The 18,149-nt window shown below is 33.6% G+C and carries 15 protein-coding genes; 4 read left to right on the top strand and 11 right to left on the bottom strand.

Annotated features, from left to right (window positions below; translation table 11 throughout):
- The 8 genes from fmt to BM319_RS07940 form a co-directional block, all read right to left on the bottom strand.
- Positions 1 to 945: a methionyl-tRNA formyltransferase gene (gene fmt / locus BM319_RS07975; protein WP_091022137.1), complete on the bottom strand. Its 945-nt coding sequence runs from the start codon at positions 943 to 945 to the stop codon at positions 1 to 3.
- Positions 946 to 953: 8 nt separating this feature from the next.
- Positions 954 to 1,427 carry a peptide deformylase gene (gene def, locus BM319_RS07970; RefSeq protein WP_025568816.1) on the bottom strand — a complete coding sequence of 158 codons (474 nt, stop codon included), beginning with the start codon at positions 1,425 to 1,427 and terminating at the stop codon, positions 954 to 956.
- Positions 1,428 to 1,716: 289 nt separating this feature from the next.
- A complete protein-coding gene (gene priA / locus BM319_RS07965; RefSeq protein WP_069034529.1) occupies positions 1,717 to 4,116 on the bottom strand; it encodes a primosomal protein N' in 2,400 nt (799 codons plus the stop codon).
- The gene (gene coaBC, locus BM319_RS07960) at positions 4,113 to 5,318 is read right to left on the bottom strand and encodes a bifunctional phosphopantothenoylcysteine decarboxylase/phosphopantothenate--cysteine ligase CoaBC (protein WP_025568818.1); all 1,206 of its coding nucleotides are present in this window, start codon (positions 5,316 to 5,318) and stop codon (positions 4,113 to 4,115) included. The genes priA and coaBC overlap by 4 nt, the downstream gene beginning before the upstream one ends.
- Before the next feature lie 358 nt (positions 5,319 to 5,676).
- Positions 5,677 to 5,889, bottom strand: coding sequence for a DNA-directed RNA polymerase subunit omega (gene rpoZ, locus BM319_RS07955; RefSeq protein ID WP_025568819.1), 213 nt, complete (start codon positions 5,887 to 5,889; stop codon positions 5,677 to 5,679).
- Between the two features lie 3 nt (positions 5,890 to 5,892).
- Complete coding sequence (gmk, locus tag BM319_RS07950) at positions 5,893 to 6,510, bottom strand: guanylate kinase (RefSeq protein ID WP_069034530.1); 618 nt, start codon at positions 6,508 to 6,510, stop codon at positions 5,893 to 5,895.
- A gap of 153 nt (positions 6,511 to 6,663) precedes the next feature.
- Entirely contained in the window at positions 6,664 to 7,533 is an 870-nt protein-coding gene (locus BM319_RS07945; protein WP_091022135.1) for a YicC/YloC family endoribonuclease, read from the bottom strand.
- 147 nt (positions 7,534 to 7,680) lie between these two features.
- The gene (locus tag BM319_RS07940) at positions 7,681 to 10,353 is read right to left on the bottom strand and encodes a calcium-translocating P-type ATPase, SERCA-type (protein ID WP_069034532.1); all 2,673 of its coding nucleotides are present in this window, start codon (positions 10,351 to 10,353) and stop codon (positions 7,681 to 7,683) included.
- Positions 10,354 to 11,011: 658 nt separating this feature from the next.
- On the opposite strand from BM319_RS07940, the gene BM319_RS07935 reads away from it, so the two are divergent.
- A complete protein-coding gene (locus BM319_RS07935) occupies positions 11,012 to 12,712 on the top strand; it encodes an Rqc2 family fibronectin-binding protein (protein WP_025568824.1) in 1,701 nt (566 codons plus the stop codon).
- Between the two features lie 678 nt (positions 12,713 to 13,390).
- Here the strand turns inward: BM319_RS07935 and BM319_RS07930 are convergent.
- Both BM319_RS07930 and murI read right to left on the bottom strand, forming a co-directional pair.
- Positions 13,391 to 13,576 (bottom strand): hypothetical protein, encoded by a 186-nt coding sequence (locus BM319_RS07930; protein ID WP_025568825.1) that lies wholly within the window; start codon positions 13,574 to 13,576, stop codon positions 13,391 to 13,393.
- 129 nt (positions 13,577 to 13,705) lie between these two features.
- The gene (gene murI / locus BM319_RS07925) at positions 13,706 to 14,479 is read right to left on the bottom strand and encodes a glutamate racemase (RefSeq protein WP_091022133.1); all 774 of its coding nucleotides are present in this window, start codon (positions 14,477 to 14,479) and stop codon (positions 13,706 to 13,708) included.
- A 417-nt stretch (positions 14,480 to 14,896) separates the two neighbouring features.
- Between murI and BM319_RS07920 the strand changes: the two genes are divergently transcribed.
- The 3 genes from BM319_RS07920 (at position 14,897) to BM319_RS07910 (ending at position 17,590) form a co-directional block, all read left to right on the top strand.
- Positions 14,897 to 15,376 carry a MarR family transcriptional regulator gene (locus BM319_RS07920; RefSeq protein ID WP_069035631.1) on the top strand — a complete coding sequence of 160 codons (480 nt, stop codon included), beginning with the start codon at positions 14,897 to 14,899 and terminating at the stop codon, positions 15,374 to 15,376.
- Positions 15,377 to 15,530: 154 nt separating this feature from the next.
- Positions 15,531 to 16,766 (top strand): MFS transporter, encoded by a 1,236-nt coding sequence (locus BM319_RS07915; RefSeq protein WP_091022131.1) that lies wholly within the window; start codon positions 15,531 to 15,533, stop codon positions 16,764 to 16,766.
- Positions 16,767 to 16,957: 191 nt separating this feature from the next.
- Positions 16,958 to 17,590 (top strand): NUDIX hydrolase, encoded by a 633-nt coding sequence (locus tag BM319_RS07910; RefSeq protein WP_069035629.1) that lies wholly within the window; start codon positions 16,958 to 16,960, stop codon positions 17,588 to 17,590.
- Positions 17,591 to 17,695: 105 nt separating this feature from the next.
- Here the strand turns inward: BM319_RS07910 and BM319_RS07905 are convergent, their stop codons facing one another.
- Positions 17,696 to 18,136, bottom strand: a complete 441-nt coding sequence (locus tag BM319_RS07905) for a GNAT family N-acetyltransferase (RefSeq protein ID WP_069035628.1) — start codon at positions 18,134 to 18,136, stop codon at positions 17,696 to 17,698.
- Positions 18,137 to 18,149 lie beyond the last annotated feature (13 nt).

The following is an 18,149-nucleotide window of genomic DNA, read 5'->3' as shown; positions in this document are numbered from 1 at the left end:
TTATTCTCCTAACTTCATTCCACGTTCAATAAAAGAACCTGCACCATTTATATATTGCTTTGCTTCCATTCGCTTTTTACCAGCGGGCTGTATATCAGTAATTTTGATAGCAGTATGATTACCTGTTGCTACTAATATGCCATCGTTTAAAACATCAATTATTTCACCTGGTGTTAAATTTTGATTCGTATTTACTTTTTCACCCCACCAAACTTTTAAAACTTCTCCGTTTAATGTAGTATAAGCTACTGGCCAAGGGTGTAAACCTCTTACGTGATTATAAATCTCTTCACCAGTTTTTGACCAATTTATTTGCTCTTCCTCACGCTTAATATTTTTCGCAAAGCTAACTTTACTTTCATCTTGCTTCACTGCATTCATTTCACCTTTTAATAATGGTGGGATTGTTTCTGAAAGTAAATTCGCACCAGCAATACTTAATTTATCGTGAAGCGTTCCAACGTGATCTTTTTCTTCAATTGGAACAACGACTTTAGCTAACATATCACCAGCATCTAATTTTTCAACCATATACATAATTGTTACACCAGTTTCACTCTTACCTTGAATGATCGAATAGTGAATTGGAGCTCCACCTCGTAATTCTGGTAATAATGAAGCATGTACATTTATACAACCAAATTTAGGAGCTTCAAGAATATCTGTAGGAAGAATTTGTCCAAAAGCTGCAGTTACAATTAAATCTGGCTTCAATGCCAACACTTTTTCTGTTTCTTCTGGAAGTCTAATTTTTTCAGGTTGTAAAACTGGAATATTATGTTTTAAAGCCTCTACTTTAACAGGAGGTGGAGTTAATACTCTTTTTCGACCAACGGGGCGATCTGGTTGAGTTACTACACCGACTACATCATATCCTTCATCAATTAATCTTCTTAAAACAGGAACAGAAAAATCTGGCGTCCCCATAAAAACAATCTTTGTCATTATTTTGCCTACCCTTCTAATTCACTTTCTTCATAGTATTTCGAGACTTTAGAAGTGAATAAAACTCCATTTAAATGATCAATTTCATGTAATAGTGCACGAGCTAAAAATCCACGAGCTTCTATAATAAAATATTTTCCACGTTTATTTTGTGCTTTGATTTTTGCATAGCTAGGTCTTGTTACATCACCATATAAGTTAGGGAAACTTAAACAACCTTCAACATCAGTTTGCTCGCCTTTTGTTTCCATTACAATTGGATTAATTAAATCAATTCTTCCATTCTCATCTTCAACATCTACAACAGCTACTTGTTGCAGAATACCAACTTGTGGAGCTGCTAATCCAACACCATCTGCTGCTAGCATTGTCTCATACATATTATTTAAAAGTTTTACTAAATTTTTATCAAATGTCGTCACTTTTTCACAAGGTGTTTCAAGAACTTCATTTGGAAATTCTACTATTTTTAATAAAGCCAATTTCACAACTCCTATCTTGATTGTACGTTAAATTTAATTTTTAAAACCACCTATGTCTTATGCTTGCCTTAGTCTGAGCAAATGCCTTCCACTTTTCGTTTTGTCTAGTTCCAGGCGTTAGCCCCTCGAGGTGTCGAGGCTGACCAGTCGCCTCCACTTTTCGTTTTGTCTAGCTCCAGGCGTTAGCCCCTCGAGGTCATAAGCCAAAGCCCAATAAAGGTTAAAAACCAACCTTTCTCGGTCTTTGTCTTAAGCTTGTCGGGGCTGAGCAAACGCCTTCCGCTTTTCGTTACATAAACATAGTAGGTTGAAAGTCGATTGTTAATTGTAGTTTGCCTTTGTCTGTTTCGTCTTGGTAGTATTGTTGGATACGGTTTAGGACGTCATAAAGTGCAGGTTCAGATTTGTATTTTATCACACATTGATAACGAAAATGGTCTTTTATTTTTGCGATAGGTGATGCTACTGGTCCGAGTACTATTGATCCTTCTGATAAGTACTCTCTTAAATAGCCTGCAATTTGTTCGCTTACTTTGACTGTTTTTATCAAATCATTATGTGCTATTGATATTAAAACTAAATAATAAAAAGGTGGATAGCGAAATGAGCGTCTTATTTTCATTTCTTCTTCATAAAACGCTACATAGTCCTGTGTTTTAGCTAATTCAATACTATAATGCTCTGGTGAATAGGTTTGTATAACTACTTCACCTGGTTTTTCATGACGACCAGCTCTTCCACTTACTTGTGTCAATAAGCTAAATGTTCGCTCACTTGCTCTGAAATCGGGTAAATGAAGTGAACTATCTGCTGCTAAAACACCAACCAATGTAACATTTGGAAAATCAAGTCCTTTTGCTATCATCTGTGTACCTAGTAATATATCAGCCTCACCATTACCAAATTGCTTGAGCATTTTTTCGTGGGCACCTTTTCGACTAGTCGTATCATTATCCATTCTAATGACTCGTGCTTCTGGGTAGGTTTTTGTAATAGCTTCCTCTACCTTTTGCGTTCCGGTTCCAAAAAATCGAATATGTTCACTCAGGCAAGAAGGGCATTGTTTTGGCATATAGGTATCATATCCGCAATAATGACATTTTAGATGATGGTTATGTTTATGATAAGTTAAGGAAACCTCGCAATGGGGGCACTGAATTGTGTAACCACAATCCCTACACATTACAAACGAAGAATAGCCTCGACGGTTTAAAAATAAGATGATTTGTTCCTTCTTCTCTAATCGATCCAATATTTTTTCATGTAAAGCTGTAGAAAACATCGTACGATTACCGATTCTTAACTGTTCTCTCATATCGACAATTTCCACTTCAGGTAATGGGCCTTGATTAACCCTTTTAGACATTGTATTTAGCTCATAAACACCTTTACCAGCTCTAGCAAAAGATTCTAATGTAGGAGTCGCACTTCCTAAAACGATCGGACAATGATGATATTCTCCTCTCCATATTGCAATATCTCTTGCATGATATCTTGGATGTTCATCTTGTTTATAAGTTGTCTCATGTTCTTCATCTATTATAATCATGCCAATGTTTTCAAATGGTGCAAATATTGCTGAGCGGGCACCCACTACTACTTTAACTTCTTTTCTCTGGATCTTTCTCCATTCATCATATTTCTCACCAATAGATAGACCGCTATGTAGAACTGCAACATCATTTCCAAATCTACTTTTAAAACGGCCTACAATCTGTGGGGTAAGAGAAATTTCTGGTACTAATACGATCGCTTCTTTCCCAACAGACAGTACCTCTTGAATGGCTTGCAAATAAACTTCTGTCTTTCCACTACCTGTTACTCCATGTAAAAGATGGATTTTATTCTTACTTTCATGAAATGAAGAAACGATTTGCTCAAATGCAATCTGTTGTTCCTCTATTAGTGGTAAAGGCTTAGAGCGTTCAATTTCCTTACCTTCATATGGATCACGATAAACTTCAACTGTTTTAATTGAAACTACCTCGTTTTTCTCCAATGTCTTTATAGGTGAATCAGTGATGCCAAGACATTCTTTTAACTCCTTCACACTTGTTTGACCATTCATACGTAAGTATTCAATAATATCTTTTTGTTGTGGAGATTTGATTACAGGTAATTCTTCGTCTAATACCTTTAGTAGCGAAACTACACGTTCTGTTTTTTTATTTGCTTTATTTTTTACTTCATATTCAATTTCAAGCAACCCGTCTTTAATTGCTCGTTGAACTAATGAAATTTTACTAACTAGACTTTCTATTTCAGTCCATTCTCTTCTTTTTACGATCGAAAATAGATTTGCTAATTCTGGAGCTAATTGTTCTAAAGCTTCGTCAGATGTTACTTGAACATGTTTTTTATATACAGCTTTAATAGCTGTCGGAAGCATTGCTTGATATGCAGAAATGAAAAAACAAAGTGTTTTTTGAGATAGATAAGAACCTAAAAGAAGAAGTTCTTCTGTTAAAACTGGCATGACATCAAGAACTTCTTCGATTTCTTTAACCTTCTCTAAATTAGTTGTTTCTTTTATAGACAATACGAATCCTTGAACTTTCCTTGGACCAAATGGAACAATTACTCGCATTCCCGGTTGTATTGCATCCTGCCATCTAGTTGGTACTTTATAATCAAAAGGACGGTCTGTTTGTCTGACTGATACATCAACTAAAACTGATGCGTATGTCATCTTTCTACCTCATTTAATAAGTGATGAACTTCAAGTAGTATTTCTTCTGCTACTTCTTTTTTACTCATTTTAGGAAGTGACTTAACTTCACCATTACGTTTAAAAATCGTTACAATATTTGTATCAGAACCAAAACCAGCCCCTGCTTTTGTTACATCATTAGCAACAATCATATCAGCATTTTTCTTTAAAAGTTTACTTTTTGCATACTCATCTATTTGATCTGTTTCTGCAGCAAACCCTACTAAAATTTGATGTGTTTTATGTTGGCCTAAAGTTAGAAGAATATCTTTCGTACGTTTAAAAGCAATTGAAAGATCACCATCAGCTTTTTTCACTTTTTGATCATAAGTAATTGAAGGTGTATAATCAGCAACTGCTGCTGTTTTTATTACAACATCTGCTTCATTATAATAAGACCAAATCGCTTCAAACATTTCCTCGGCTGACTCGGTTTGGATAAATTTACACCCATTAGGTGGTGTTAAATTAGTTGGTCCAGAAACGAGTATTACCTCTGCTCCTAAAGAAACTGCAGCTTCTGCGATGCTATAACCCATCTTTCCTGTTGAATGATTTGAAACAAAACGAACCGGATCAATTTTTTCAACAGTTGGGCCAGCAGAAATAATAATTTTTTTATCTTTTAATAAACCGACATCTCTTTGGAAATGTTCATTTACGAATTGAACGATTTCTTCCGGCTCTGCTAATCTACCTTTTCCAACATAGCCACATGCTAAATATCCTTCATTTGGCTCAATAAAGCGATGACCAATCTCTTTCAATGTGTTCATATTCTTTTGAACAATCGGATGGTTATACATATTAACATTCATAGCTGGGGCGATCCAAACTGGTTTTGTTGCAGCAAGTAATGTTGCCTGAATCATTTCATCTCCAAGACCATTTGCTAATTTTCCAATTGTGTTAGCAGTTGCTGGAGCAACAATGATTAAATCAGGCCAATCACCTAAATCAATATGTGCAATTTTTGAACTATCTTTTTCATCAAAAGTATCTATATAAACATCATTTCTTGATAAAGCTTGAAACGTTAAAGGTGCCACAAATTTTGTAGCGGATAAGCTCATCATTACTTTAACGTCATATCCTGCTTGTACTAGTTTACTTGTAAGTGCTGCTGCTTTATAGACTGCAATTCCACCTGAAACACATAGGAGAATCTTTTTTTGTTCCACTCACCTTCACCCTTTCAAATTTTATTCTTTCTATGTAATATGTCAAAAAATAGGTCTTTTGGACGTTCTATGTCTAAGATACCACAAATATGTTTGAAATAAATGTTATAGGCTTTTCTAAAAAAAGCTCACCAAGTAGCTTATCGTCAAAGCATAAGCTTAGTTGTATTATCTTATTTTCTGAAGTCAGGGCTTTTAGTCGTTTAAGCTACTCGGCCATTTTATCACAAAAATAAGACTGCCCCCATTTCTAATCACCACGAAACTTTTAGGAGAGGTGTTAAACACCACGTTGTCCTTTTTAGTCATATGGAAAATTAGCAAATGTTTTGGGACAGCCTCATCACACAGTTAAATATTAATCTTCTTTAACTTCTTCAAGTTTTCTATAAGATAATAATCCAGCATTAATTTCTTCTAATGCTTTTCCTACAAATTTATCAGATACTGGTTTTTCAACACGAGTATCTTTATTTACTTGCATTTCGCGAGCACGCTTTGAAGCAACTGTTACTAGCGTATATTTTGAGTCTAATTTTGTTAATAAACGGTCAATCGAAGGATATAACATAGTTTATTCGGCCTCCATCATTCTTTTATAATAATTTGCAACTCGTTCACGTTTTAAATGTTCACTTAAAATAATTGCTTTAATACGGTCACAAGCTAAATCAACTTGATCATTTTCAACTACATAATCGTAAGCATCCATCATTTCAATTTCTTCTTTTGCTGCATTCATACGATTCATAATCACATCTTCAGTTTCTGTGCCTCTTGTTACAATTCTATTTTGTAATTCTCTCATACTTGGAGGGGCTAAGAAAATAAAAATTCCTTCTGGAAAGGCTTTTTTTACTTGTAAGGCACCTTGAACTTCAATTTCTAGGAAAATGTCTTTTCCTTCGCTTAATGTTTTTTCAACATAATCAATTGGCGTTCCATAGTAATTACCTACAAACTCTGCCCACTCAAGAAATTTATCTTCATTTATTTTCTGTTTGAAATCTTCTTTTGATGTAAAGAAATAATCTACTCCATGTACTTCACCTTCACGAGGATTTCTTGTCGTCATCGAAATACTATATTGCAGATCTAAGTCCTTATTATCAAAAATAGCTTTACGCACCGTACCCTTACCTACTCCTGATGGACCAGAAAGTACGATTAATAAGCCTCTTTCATGCCTCATTTATGACCCTACCCTTCTAATTCTAGACAGTTTTATTTATTAAAGGTCAATCTATTGTTACTTCTGCGTGTTAGAGTCAATTAATAAAAAATTAATTAGTCTTCTACTTCACATTGTTACCGGACCTTTGCAACTATAAACAAATCTTTTACATTATTCAATATTTTGAACTTGCTCTCTAATTTTTTCAAGATTATTTTTAATTTCAACAACTTGTTTAGAAATATCTAATGAGTTTGCTTTCGAACCAATCGTATTCACTTCTCGATTCATTTCTTGTACGATGAAATCTAATTTCCGCCCAATTGATTCTTTTATTTGTAAAGTTTCATTAAACAATTCTAAATGACTAGTTAGTCGAACTAATTCTTCAGATATGTCACATCGATCCGCAAAGAGCATAAGTTCTGTTAATAATCTTTGCTCATCAACCGCTGTTAATTCAACTTCCGCTAATTTAGTTTGCAGTTTTTCACGATATGATTTCAAAACAAGAGGAGAATGAACAGTAATTTGTTTTTTACATTCTTCAATTGCTGTTAATCTTTCTATTAAATCTTTTTTAAGTTGTCCACCTTCTTTGCACTTAACATCAAAAAATTGCTGACATGCATTTTCAGTAGTCGTTAACAATAATTCTTCAAAATTATCATTGATTTGTTCTACTTCACTTACTGTAGTAACTTCAGGTAGCTTTAATAAATCGATTGGATTGTAAAAAGATTTATTTTGCCCTTCACCTGAAAGATGTTCTATCGCTTTTTTATATTGTTGAATTAAGCCTTCATCTATTTGTAATGTACGTTGTAATAAGCCCTCAATTGTAACAAAAACCTCAACTCGACCTCGACTAGTATACTCAGCTACAATTTTCTTAATTGCATCTTCATATGCTAATAATTGCCTCGGCATTCGAACGATTGTCTCTAAGTATCGATGATTCACTGCTTTCATTTCAATATGTATTTTGTACTGTTCATTTGACAAAATGGCTTTACCATACCCTGTCATACTTACGACCATTGTTCCACTTCCAATACACTAATTTTCTCTCTAATTTATTTCCCAAATTTCATTCAATATGTAAAAGAGAAAAGGTAATAGAGCATACCTCTACTACCTTAAGGAATTATAACATATTTTAAATTGGTTATCCATTTTGTTCGTAAATTATTTTTTCTTAGTAAATAATGCGCCTGCAAGCATAAAAGTTGGAATTGATGATAGACCTCCAATTAAAAACCAATCTCTAGGCACGATCGGAATCGTTTTGAAAATAGGTTGTAATGGTGGGTAGTAAATAACAACTAGCATTAATAGCATCGAAACAATAACAGCACCAATTAAATATAAATTTCCAAATACATTTCGATGGAAAATGGAACGTTCACTTCTACAATCAAATACATGAATTAATTGAGCTAAAACTAATGTAGAAAATGCAACTGTTTGTGCGTATTCTAGTTGATTCGGATGTTGATTATACGAAATAATGAAGGCTAAAAGAGTAACAAATCCAATTAAAAACCCTCTTGAAATAATTTTCCATCCTAAACCTCTTGCAAATATCCCTTCTGATAATGAACGAGGACTTCTTTTCATTACATCATCTTCAGCTGAATCAACACCTAATGCCATTGCAGGTAATCCATCAGTCACTAGATTTACCCATAGAATTTGTACTGGAACAAGTGGTAAAGGTAGCGCTAATAACATCGCAAACAACATAACTAAAATTTCACCTACATTTGAAGCTAATAAATAACGGATAAATTTACGAATATTACTATAAATATTGCGTCCTTCTTTAATTGCAGACTTGATCGTAGCAAAATTATCATCCAGTAAAACTAATGCTGAAGCTTCCTTTGCAACATCTGTACCAGTAATCCCCATTGAAATTCCAATATCCGCTGCTTTAATAGCTGGTGCATCATTTACGCCATCACCAGTCATTGCTACAATATGTCCATTCGCTTGAAGTGCTTTAACAATTTTCAATTTATGTTCAGGTGAAACTCGGGCAAACACAGCAGCATCTTCAACAAATTCCTGGATCTGCTCTACAGAAAGTGCATCTAATTCTTTTCCTTCTACTACTCTACCGTTATCTCTTAAGATTCCTAGTTTTCTAGCAATACTAGAAGCTGTTAACTTATGGTCTCCAGTAATCATAACCGTCCTAATACCAGCTTCTTTACACTCTTGAACAGCTTGTGCAACTTCTGCTCTAGGTGGGTCAATCATCCCTTGTAAACCAATAAAAGTTAAATTACTTTCGAGATCCCTTTCATCAATGATCGAATTAGGATTTAATGGTTTAAAAGCAATTGCAATCGTACGAAGTGCATTATTTGCATATGTTTCGATTATACTTTCAACTGAATTTTGTCTAAACGTATTTAATTGTTCTTCTCTTTCATGCCATAAAATTGTATTACATTTTGAAAGTAAGACGTCTGGTGCACCCTTTGTAATCACAAATTGCTCACCTGATCGATTTTTTACAACGACCGACATCATTTTCCTTGTACTATCAAAAGGAAGCTCATGTATTCTAGTAAAATTTGAATTTACGTATTCACGGTCAATCCCAGCTTTATAACCCGCAACAACAATTGCACCTTCAGTTGGATCTCCATCTAGTACGATTTCTTTTTTCTTTTTAATTAATTCTGCATCACTACAAATAGATCCAAATACAAGTGTTTGAAATAATTGTTTATTTAAAGTTGGATTAATCGTTCTCTCTTTATTCGTAAATTCTCCATCGATTGCATATCCGTTTCCAGATACTTCATAACTAGATCCGCCCGACCAAATATTTGTAACAGTCATTTTATTTTCTGTCATAGTCCCCGTTTTATCTGAACAAATGACCGAAGCACAACCTAATGTTTCAACCGCTTGAAGCTTTCGAACGATTGCTTTCTTTTTAATCATCCGTTGCACACCAAGTGATAAAGCAACCGTTACAATTGCTGGCAAACCTTCTGGAATCGCAGCAACTGCAAGTGACACACCAGCTAAAAACATATGATATAATTCATTTCCTTGATAAACACCGATAAATACAACTAAAGCTGTTAAAAACAATGCTAAAACTATCAATATTTTCCCTAATTGTTCTAATCGTCTTTGTAAAGGTGTAACAATGGTTTCTGTATTTTGAAGTAAATTCGCAATTTGACCCATTGCAGTTTTCATTCCTGTCGATACAACAACACCTTTACCATTTCCACGCGTAACGAGTGTTCCCATAAACCCCATATTATCTTGATCACCAATACCAATATCATCTGTCTGAATTGATTCAAATCTTTTTTGAACTGGAACCGATTCACCTGTTAGCGCTGATTCTTCTATGTATAAACTTGATGCTTCGATTATGCGAATATCAGCACCAATCCGATCGCCACTTGAAAACTTAATAATATCCCCAACAACTAAATCTTTTGAAGGGAGCTTAACAAATTGCCCATCACGCAAAACATTTACTTGTGGAGCAGCCAATTCTTTCAAGGCTTCTAATGATCTCTCTGCCTTTGCTTCTTGAAAATATCCTAAAATCCCGTTAATTAATACAATAGCCATAATCGCAACTGCATCTACTACTTCCTTTAAAAAGATTGATATAATCGTTGCGCCTAATAATACAAAAACCATAAAATCATTAAACTGATTTAAAAATAAAACGAGTTTGGAAGTTTTCTCTGATTCCTTTAATTCATTTGCCCCAAAAGTTGCTCGCCTTTTCTTTACCTCCTCATCAGTTAAACCGGAGGAAACATTTGTATTCGTTACTTGCACGACTTCTTCCGCTCTCATCCGATAAAAATTCATACCCGCGTTCACCCCTAATTAAACATTAGGTAAGTTGTCCCCCTTACCTCTCATAAAAGCATATTCAGACTCGTCCAAATAAATGATATAATGATGAAAATAAATCTAGCTTTTAACCAACTAGAACTGTGACAAGACCAATCAAGATATTGTAATTGAATACCAAGAGAAATTTCTTGATTGTTTATTTAATGGATATGAGCCAGATTAAGAATTATGATGATTTGAGAAATAGATTGAATGTAATTAGAAGTTAATTGAAACTTTAGGATCGTGATTGAGGGAAAGCTTAAAAATCGGTTGTATGGTCTTTTAAGTTTATAATTGATTATTGAGTCAGCTTAGTTACTTTCAATCCACTTCATTTTATCGAACTTATAATTGAATTAGAATTGAATACAATTAGAGAAGTGATTGGAACGGAAGGGGGATCGACTCCTATGGGATTTGCGGGAAGCCTGAGACCCCACAGGAGCGAACGCGACGAGGAGGCTCAGGTCTCGCCCCATGGAAAGCGAGCACCCTGTAGTGGAAATCAACGTTCTATTTTCCATCGATATTAATTCAAATGTAATAAACTCCATCATTTGATTGATAATGATAAAATTTATAATTTAAAAAATAAAAATAGTGTTTTATAGAGTAGGACGTGATACATATGTCTTTTGACGGACTTTTTACAGGAGCTATGACAAACGAAGTAGCTTCTAAACTAACAACTGGAAGAATATCAAAAATTGTACAACCAAGTAACTATGAAGTACTTCTTACTGTGAGAGCTAATGGTGCCAATTACAAACTAATCATAAGCGCTCACCCTAGTTACGCTAGATTCCATTTTACAAATCAAAACTACGATACACCATCAGAACCATCAATGTTTACAATGCTTTTAAGAAAACATTTAAATGGTGGAATCATTGAAAGCATTACACAGTTAGAACACGAACGAATCGTTAACATTAAAGTTCGTAGTAGAAATGAAATTGGTGATGAACAATACCGAACATTGATCATTGAATTAATGGGCAGACATAGTAATATCCTTTTAATTGATGAAGAAAGACAAGTAATATTAGATAGTATAAAGCATGTACCAATGGCTGTTAATCGTCATCGAATAGTACAACCCGGTGCTACTTATATTTCTCCTCCTAATCAAGAAAAACATGATCCATTTCAAGTCACTTCTAAAGAGGAGTTTAATCAACTTATTACACAAAATGATCAATCACCTTCCGAAGCAATTGTTGAACATTTCTCCGGAATCTCTCCATTACTCGCAAATGAAATTGTCTATAATGGAAAAAAAGATGTGTATAATTCGTTTAAAACAATCATGAATGAAATACAATTAAAAAAGTTTACTCCTTCTCTTTTTCGCTTAGAATCGAGAGAAATGTTTTATTTCATAAATTTATCTCACTTACAAGCCGAACAAACTGTTTTCGATAGCTTAAGTGAGCTTTTAGATGTTTATTACTTTGGTAAAGCTGAACGTGACCGTGTAAAACAACAAAGCGGAGACTTAGAAAAACTGTTACAAAATGAACTAACAAAAAACAAGAAAAAAATTAAAAAGTTACACAAAAGTCTTGAAGATACTGATAAAGCAGATAAAATTCAGTTACAAGGCGAATTGCTTACTGCAAATATGTTTGCACTTCAAAAAGGTATGAAAGAAATTGAAGTAATTAATTACTATGACGAAAATGGTGCCACTGTAGTCATACCTTTATCGCCATTAAAAACACCTTCTGAAAATGCACAAGCTTATTTCACCAAATATACTAAGCTTAAAAATTCAGTCGCACATATTGAAGAGCAAATTAAATTAACGAAAGAAGAAAATGATTATTTAGAGACAGTGATCCAGCAAATCGAGTCTGCTTCACCACGTGATTTGGAAGAAATTAGAGAAGAACTAGTGGAGACGGGTTATATAAGAAAGAAAAAATCGAAAAAAGCCCAAAAGTCAAACAAACAAAAAGTTACATTAGATGAATACATCTCTACTACTGGTGAACAATTATTAGTCGGTAAAAATAATAAACAAAATGATTATTTGACAAATAAACTTGCGAGTCGAGATGAGCTTTGGTTTCATACTAAAGATATCCCGGGCTCCCATGTTGTCATTCGTGCTAAGGATCCTAGTGAAATTGCGATTAAAGAAGCTGCTATTATTGCTGCATATTTTAGTAAAGCACGTCAATCAAGCTCGGTCCCAGTTGATTACACGGAAATCCGCCATGTTAAAAAACCAAATGGTTCAAAACCAGGTTTTGTCATATACGAACAAAACAATACGGTTTATGTAACACCTGATGAAGAACTTGTATTAAAATTGAAGAAATAAAAAAATGGTGCCTTTAAAGGGCACCATTTTTACAGAGTGTTGAAATATAAAATGGTCAATAGGGAAAAAGGATATTAAATTGAAGTTATTTATGATGAAATTATCATTTATCGGATGATTTATTAATGGTTTCAAATGTTAGTATTTTGATCAATTTCATGATTCCAAAAATCACTAGTAATGATTTTTTTCCAAAGTTAAAAATTCTAGGTCTAATTTTTAGAAAAACAAATTCAGTTGATTAGTTTAATTAAAGTTCGATAATAGTAGACCTACAAGTTGATTTATATACAATAGTTTGGTTACTCTAAGTAAAGGCTATTTGATTAGGATTTATTGCAGACTTTTCTTTGATGAATAGTTTGATTGGAACGGAGGGGTGCTCGACTCCTATGGGATTAGCGGGAAGGCTGAGACCCCGCAGGCTTGCCGAGGAGGCTCAGGTCTCGCCCCATGGAAAGCGAGCATCCTGTAGTGGAAATCAACATCACTCTACTCCTTTTACGAAAATTTGATAATTTAAATGACAAAGTTGTTTTTCAACAACGTGAAAAAATGGTGCATTTAAAGGGCACCATTTTTACTAATATACATTCCTAAAAACAAATACATGTATAGTTCTATTAAGCTTTTAATTTAGTTCCTTTTACTCTACTTTTATTACCTACTAAGCTAAAACTATTTTTCTCTTTCATTTTTACTACTTAGTAAATATCCTAAAAATAGTAAAAGTCCTACGCAAAATCCAAAAATTAAATTCGAAAAAATCTCATCTTCTCTAATATATTTAATAATTAAATAAGCAGCAAAAAATAACATCGTAATGACGCCGAAATATTTTAATACATCCCTTATTTTTACCAATTAATCACAACCTCCCCTATTAGGAGAAAAAGTTTTCAAAAAAATTGACTTTAACAACTATTCGGGAATAAACAATATTAGTCCTGTATTGAAACATAATAAAAAGATAAGCTAATTCTAGCTTATCTCTTATCTTTCATTTTGTAAGTAGCCTAACGCCTCTTTAGTCTTCTCAATATATTCTAGGTCATTATTCGAACACATAAATTTGACATTTGTTTGACCAGTTTCATTTAATTGGCCATTTTCTCCGAGAAGCTGGATTAATCTTTTTACAGTACCATTACTTCCATCAACAATTTGAACATCTTCAGGTAATATCTTTTTTAAGATGTTTCTATAAAATGGATAATGGGTACAACCTAAAACAATTGTTCCATATTGCTCAATATTAAATAATGAAAGTTTACTTTTAAAATAATCAATCATAAAGTTTTCATCAAAATTCAATTCCTCACAATAATGAACAAGCTCTGGTAATGGCAATGAATCGACAATACTTAAATCGTCCACTCTAGAAATAAGCTCATTATACTTTGTTTGCTTTAACGTAAGTGGAGTCGCAAAAACTAATACTCTCTTCCCAGTTGTTCTGTTCATTTCAACAGCTGGTTTTACAGCCGGTTCCATACCGATAATCGGAAAATCATACATTTCTCTCAATTCATTTACTGCAATACTAGTCGCTGTATTACATGCAATTACTAGTGCTTTTACATCTTCTTTAATAATCGTTTCAACAGACTTTTTTACAAATGCACTTACTTCTTCCTTCGACTTTGTACCATAAGGAACGTGAAGAGTATCAGCAAAATATAAAAAATCTTCATTTGGTAATTTTTTCAGTGCCTCATTTAAGACAGTTAACCCACCAATTCCTGAGTCAAAAAAAGCTATTCTCATTTCAATTCACCTAATAATTTTAATTTAATGTTGTCATTTGTGAAAGTGTCAACAAGTCATAACATTACATAAAAGGGACAAACTTTTACAAATAGATAATACTAAATTAACCTAATTATGGATGAATGTAAACTTTTCAGAAAATAGTTAACCCATTTAGAGATTATTCGGAATTCTTGTCCAGCTTGCTAAACCGATTTTTCACACTATTTCATAAACATTCAAAATGCCTGCGGCCGATTTTTTTTTAAAATGAAAAGCTTCTCATTTCGTGTTTCCGACTTTTGGAACAATATACATATAGTTGCTTGTAATTCTCCGATCACCTATTCCTAACATAATGATTATTATATTGTTGAATTAGAAACAATATTTTATATAATATGGTTAATGAATCAACGGGTAGGAGGATTGAGTATGAATAAAGAAGAACAGCTTATAATGGGTTTCAGGGATGTATTTAATAAAATGGTTTGGCTTAATAAGTTTAAAATGGAAGAGGCACTTAAAGGGTATCAATCTTCTGAAGTACATTGTATCGAATACATTGGAAAAAATGTAGATTCCAACGTGACCAAACTTGCTGATTCTTTATATATGACAAGAGGTGCCATCACTAAAATAACGAAGAAGCTTATAAATAAAGGTCTGATTGAAAGCTATCAGAAACCGGATAATAAGAAAGAAATTTATTTTAAGCTTACTGAGCAAGGAAAAGTAATAGACAATATCCATGAAGAACTACATAAAAAGTTTCGAGAGCGAGATAAATTTGTATTTGATCAAATAACCGAAGAACAATTCAACAGTATGCTAAACTTCGTGAACAATTATTGTCATCATTTAGATGCAGAAATAAAGAAACAAGGCATCGATATCGATAATAAACCGAAATAAATTTCAATAGTAAAGATTCACTTGCAGCCAAAACTCTACTAGAGGAGCGGTTGCTTTTTTATTTCGATATTATTGTTGACAAGGAAACAAAACACTCGTACGATAAATATGTTTCCAAAGAATCAAAATTATCGTTTTTGAGAGGAGAATTTTATTGTTCAAATTTAGATCACAAAAAGAACAGAAATTGGAACAAACCATAGATAAAACGGCTTTATTCTTCGGTCTTATGTCCATCTTTCTTTGCGGAATAGGCTTCAGTATCATCACACCGGTCGTACCATACTTAGTACAGCCTTATATAAGCAATCCAGAAGATCAAGCCATAGTCGTTACGTTGTTGACTTCTGTTTATGCAATATGCGTGTTTTTTGCTGCTCCTGGACTTGGAGCATTAAGCGACAGATATGGCCGCCGTCCAATACTGCTAGTATCACTTTTAGGTTCCGCTATCGGCTACTTAGTTTTTGGCATAGGAGGAGCTCTATGGGTACTTTTTGCTGGGCGTATAATTGAAGGGATAACTGGTGGGAGCATTAGCACAATCTTCGCATATTTTGCAGACATCACTCCAAGTGATAAGCGAACCAAATACTTTGGGTGGGTAAGTGCCGTTGCAGGTGTAGGAGCCGCAATTGGACCTACTCTAGGTGGATTCCTTGCTAAGTTTGGATATTCTGTACCGATGTATTTTGGAGCAATCATAACTTTACTAAATCTTGTTTTTGGAATCTTATTTATGCCAGAGAGCCTTGATCTGAATAACAGACTGAAAAAGATTACCTTTGTAAGGTTGAATCCATTCACCCAGCTTTTAAACATACTTTCCATAAAAAACTTAAAATGGCTACTCATCTCTGCGTTCCTACTTTGGATACCAAATGGATCATTGCAGGCCGTTTTTTCACAATTTACAATCGATACGTTCAACTGGGAGCCTGCACTTATTGGCCTAATGTTCTCAATTATGGGGGTCCAGGACATCATTTCACAAGGTTTCATCATGCCCAAGCTGTTAATTAAATTTAGTGATTCACAAATAACAACTCTTGGCATGGTTTCAGAAATTATAGGCTACAGTCTAATTGCTGCATCGGCTTTGTTCACATACTATCCTCTACTAATTGCTGGAATGTTTATATTTGGGTTTGGTGATTCAATATTCGGACCGTCATTTAATGGAATGGTTTCTAAGACTGTTGACCCTAGTGAACAAGGCAGAATTCAAGGAGGTAGCCAATCTATTCAAGCTTTAGCAAGAATCATTGGACCGGTTATAGGAGGTCAAATCTATGTATCACTTAGTCATGCCGCACCGGCTTTTATGGGTATAATCCTTATAGCAGTAGCAGCATCAGTATTAAATAAGGGCAGGTTTATAAATAGATAATGAGTGTACACTTCTAAACATTCATCTTTTGGATACGGCGGTTATAGGTGGATACCGCCTTTTTATCCTACTATTTCTAATGCTGCGGAATCGTAAAAAAAGCTTTTAATCAAAAATATACTTCAATCCGACAATTTTATTTTATAATGAAGTACATGGTTCATAGATCAAAAAACAAGGTGGTTAGTTAAATGAAAGAAGAATTACTTAAAATTTTTGATGAATCCGGTAATCATATAGGAGAAGCCTCACGTAGTGAAGTACATAAAAAGGGATTATGGCACGAAACATTTCATTGCTGGCTACTTAGTATAATAGATGACCAAGCTTCAATTTATTTTCAAATCCGTAGTCATCAAAAAAAGGATTATCCGAATTTATTTGATATTACGGCTGCTGGTCATTTATTATCTACTGAAACAGTTCAAGATGGATTAAGAGAAGTAAAAGAAGAACTTGGAATAGAAGTAAAAATGGAAGATGTAATCCCTCTTGGTATCATTAAAAATTCAATCATATTAGAAACGATTATTGATCATGAATTAAGTCATGTTTTTTTACTTAAAAGCGATAAACCTTTTACTGATTTCAATTTACAAAAAGAAGAAGTTTCAGGGATAGTGAAAGCGGATTTTAATCAATTTTATCAATTCGCACATGGATTAAGAGATACAGTAGAAGTTGATGGTTTTCAAATTACTGAAACAGAGGAAAAAATTCCAATTCAAAAATCAATAGATAAAGATCAATTTGTTTCACACGAAAGTAATTATCTTTTAGATGTTGTTGAATTAATAAAAAATCACATACATAATGAATTCTAATTTTAAGAGCCCTTAATTTGTAAAGGGCTCTTAGTTATTTCTAAAACTTATCAATTTTAGATAAAAATTTGGAAGGCTGAGACCCTAGGGCTAAAATTAGGGTTTTTAAGTTGATTCAATAACTTTACTAAAGGAATAAGAAAGTTTTTCATATTCCATTTTATGTTCATAAAAACGATGCGCATTGATTCTTTGGACACCGGATTGTAGTGTTACTAATTGACAGCCATTCCTTCTACCAAAATCAGAAATAAAATCTAGTAATTTCTTACCGTATCCATTTGAGCGTTTACTTTCATCCGTCACTAAATCGTAAACAAATACGTGTCTACCATTATAGAAATTTGTTAATATACTAACTCCAGCGACTGCAACCGTCAATCCTCGGTCTTCTAACCCAAATAATTGATAGCCTTGTTTTTGCATTTCTTCGTACAAATTAAAAAATGATTCTTCATTTAAGTGAGTACGAAGCTGTTTTAATACTTCAAAGCCTTTTCTTAACTCTTCTTTTGATTCGTAAAGTTTTATTGATATATTAGTCATTCTAACACTCCTT

Origin of the sequence: Bacillus sp. UNCCL81, from assembly GCF_900112535.1 — a bacterium.
Lineage (GTDB): Bacteria > Bacillota > Bacilli > Bacillales > Bacillaceae_G > Gottfriedia > Gottfriedia luciferensis_B.
The sequence above is the reverse complement of the archived record's forward strand: the minus strand, read 5'-3'. Positions and strand labels throughout refer to the sequence as shown.

Bases quoted from the DNA above. Each gene is read 5' to 3' on its own strand.
- fmt (WP_091022137.1), bottom strand. From the start codon at position 945: ATGACAAAGATTGTTTTTATGGGGACGCCAGATTTTTCTGTTCCTGTT.
- priA (WP_069034529.1), bottom strand. From the start codon at position 4,116: ATGACATACGCATCAGTTTTAGTTGATGTATCAGTCAGACAAACAGAC.
- rpoZ (WP_025568819.1), bottom strand. From the start codon at position 5,889: ATGTTATATCCTTCGATTGACCGTTTATTAACAAAATTAGACTCAAAA.
- gmk (WP_069034530.1), bottom strand. From the start codon at position 6,510: ATGAGGCATGAAAGAGGCTTATTAATCGTACTTTCTGGTCCATCAGGA.
- BM319_RS07945 (WP_091022135.1), bottom strand. From the start codon at position 7,533: ATGGTCGTAAGTATGACAGGGTATGGTAAAGCCATTTTGTCAAATGAA.
- BM319_RS07940 (WP_069034532.1), bottom strand. From the start codon at position 10,353: ATGAATTTTTATCGGATGAGAGCGGAAGAAGTCGTGCAAGTAACGAAT.
- BM319_RS07935 (WP_025568824.1), top strand. From the start codon at position 11,012: ATGTCTTTTGACGGACTTTTTACAGGAGCTATGACAAACGAAGTAGCT.
- murI (WP_091022133.1), bottom strand. From the start codon at position 14,479: ATGAGAATAGCTTTTTTTGACTCAGGAATTGGTGGGTTAACTGTCTTA.
- BM319_RS07920 (WP_069035631.1), top strand. From the start codon at position 14,897: ATGAATAAAGAAGAACAGCTTATAATGGGTTTCAGGGATGTATTTAAT.
- BM319_RS07910 (WP_069035629.1), top strand. From the start codon at position 16,958: ATGAAAGAAGAATTACTTAAAATTTTTGATGAATCCGGTAATCATATA.
- BM319_RS07905 (WP_069035628.1), bottom strand. From the start codon at position 18,136: ATGACTAATATATCAATAAAACTTTACGAATCAAAAGAAGAGTTAAGA.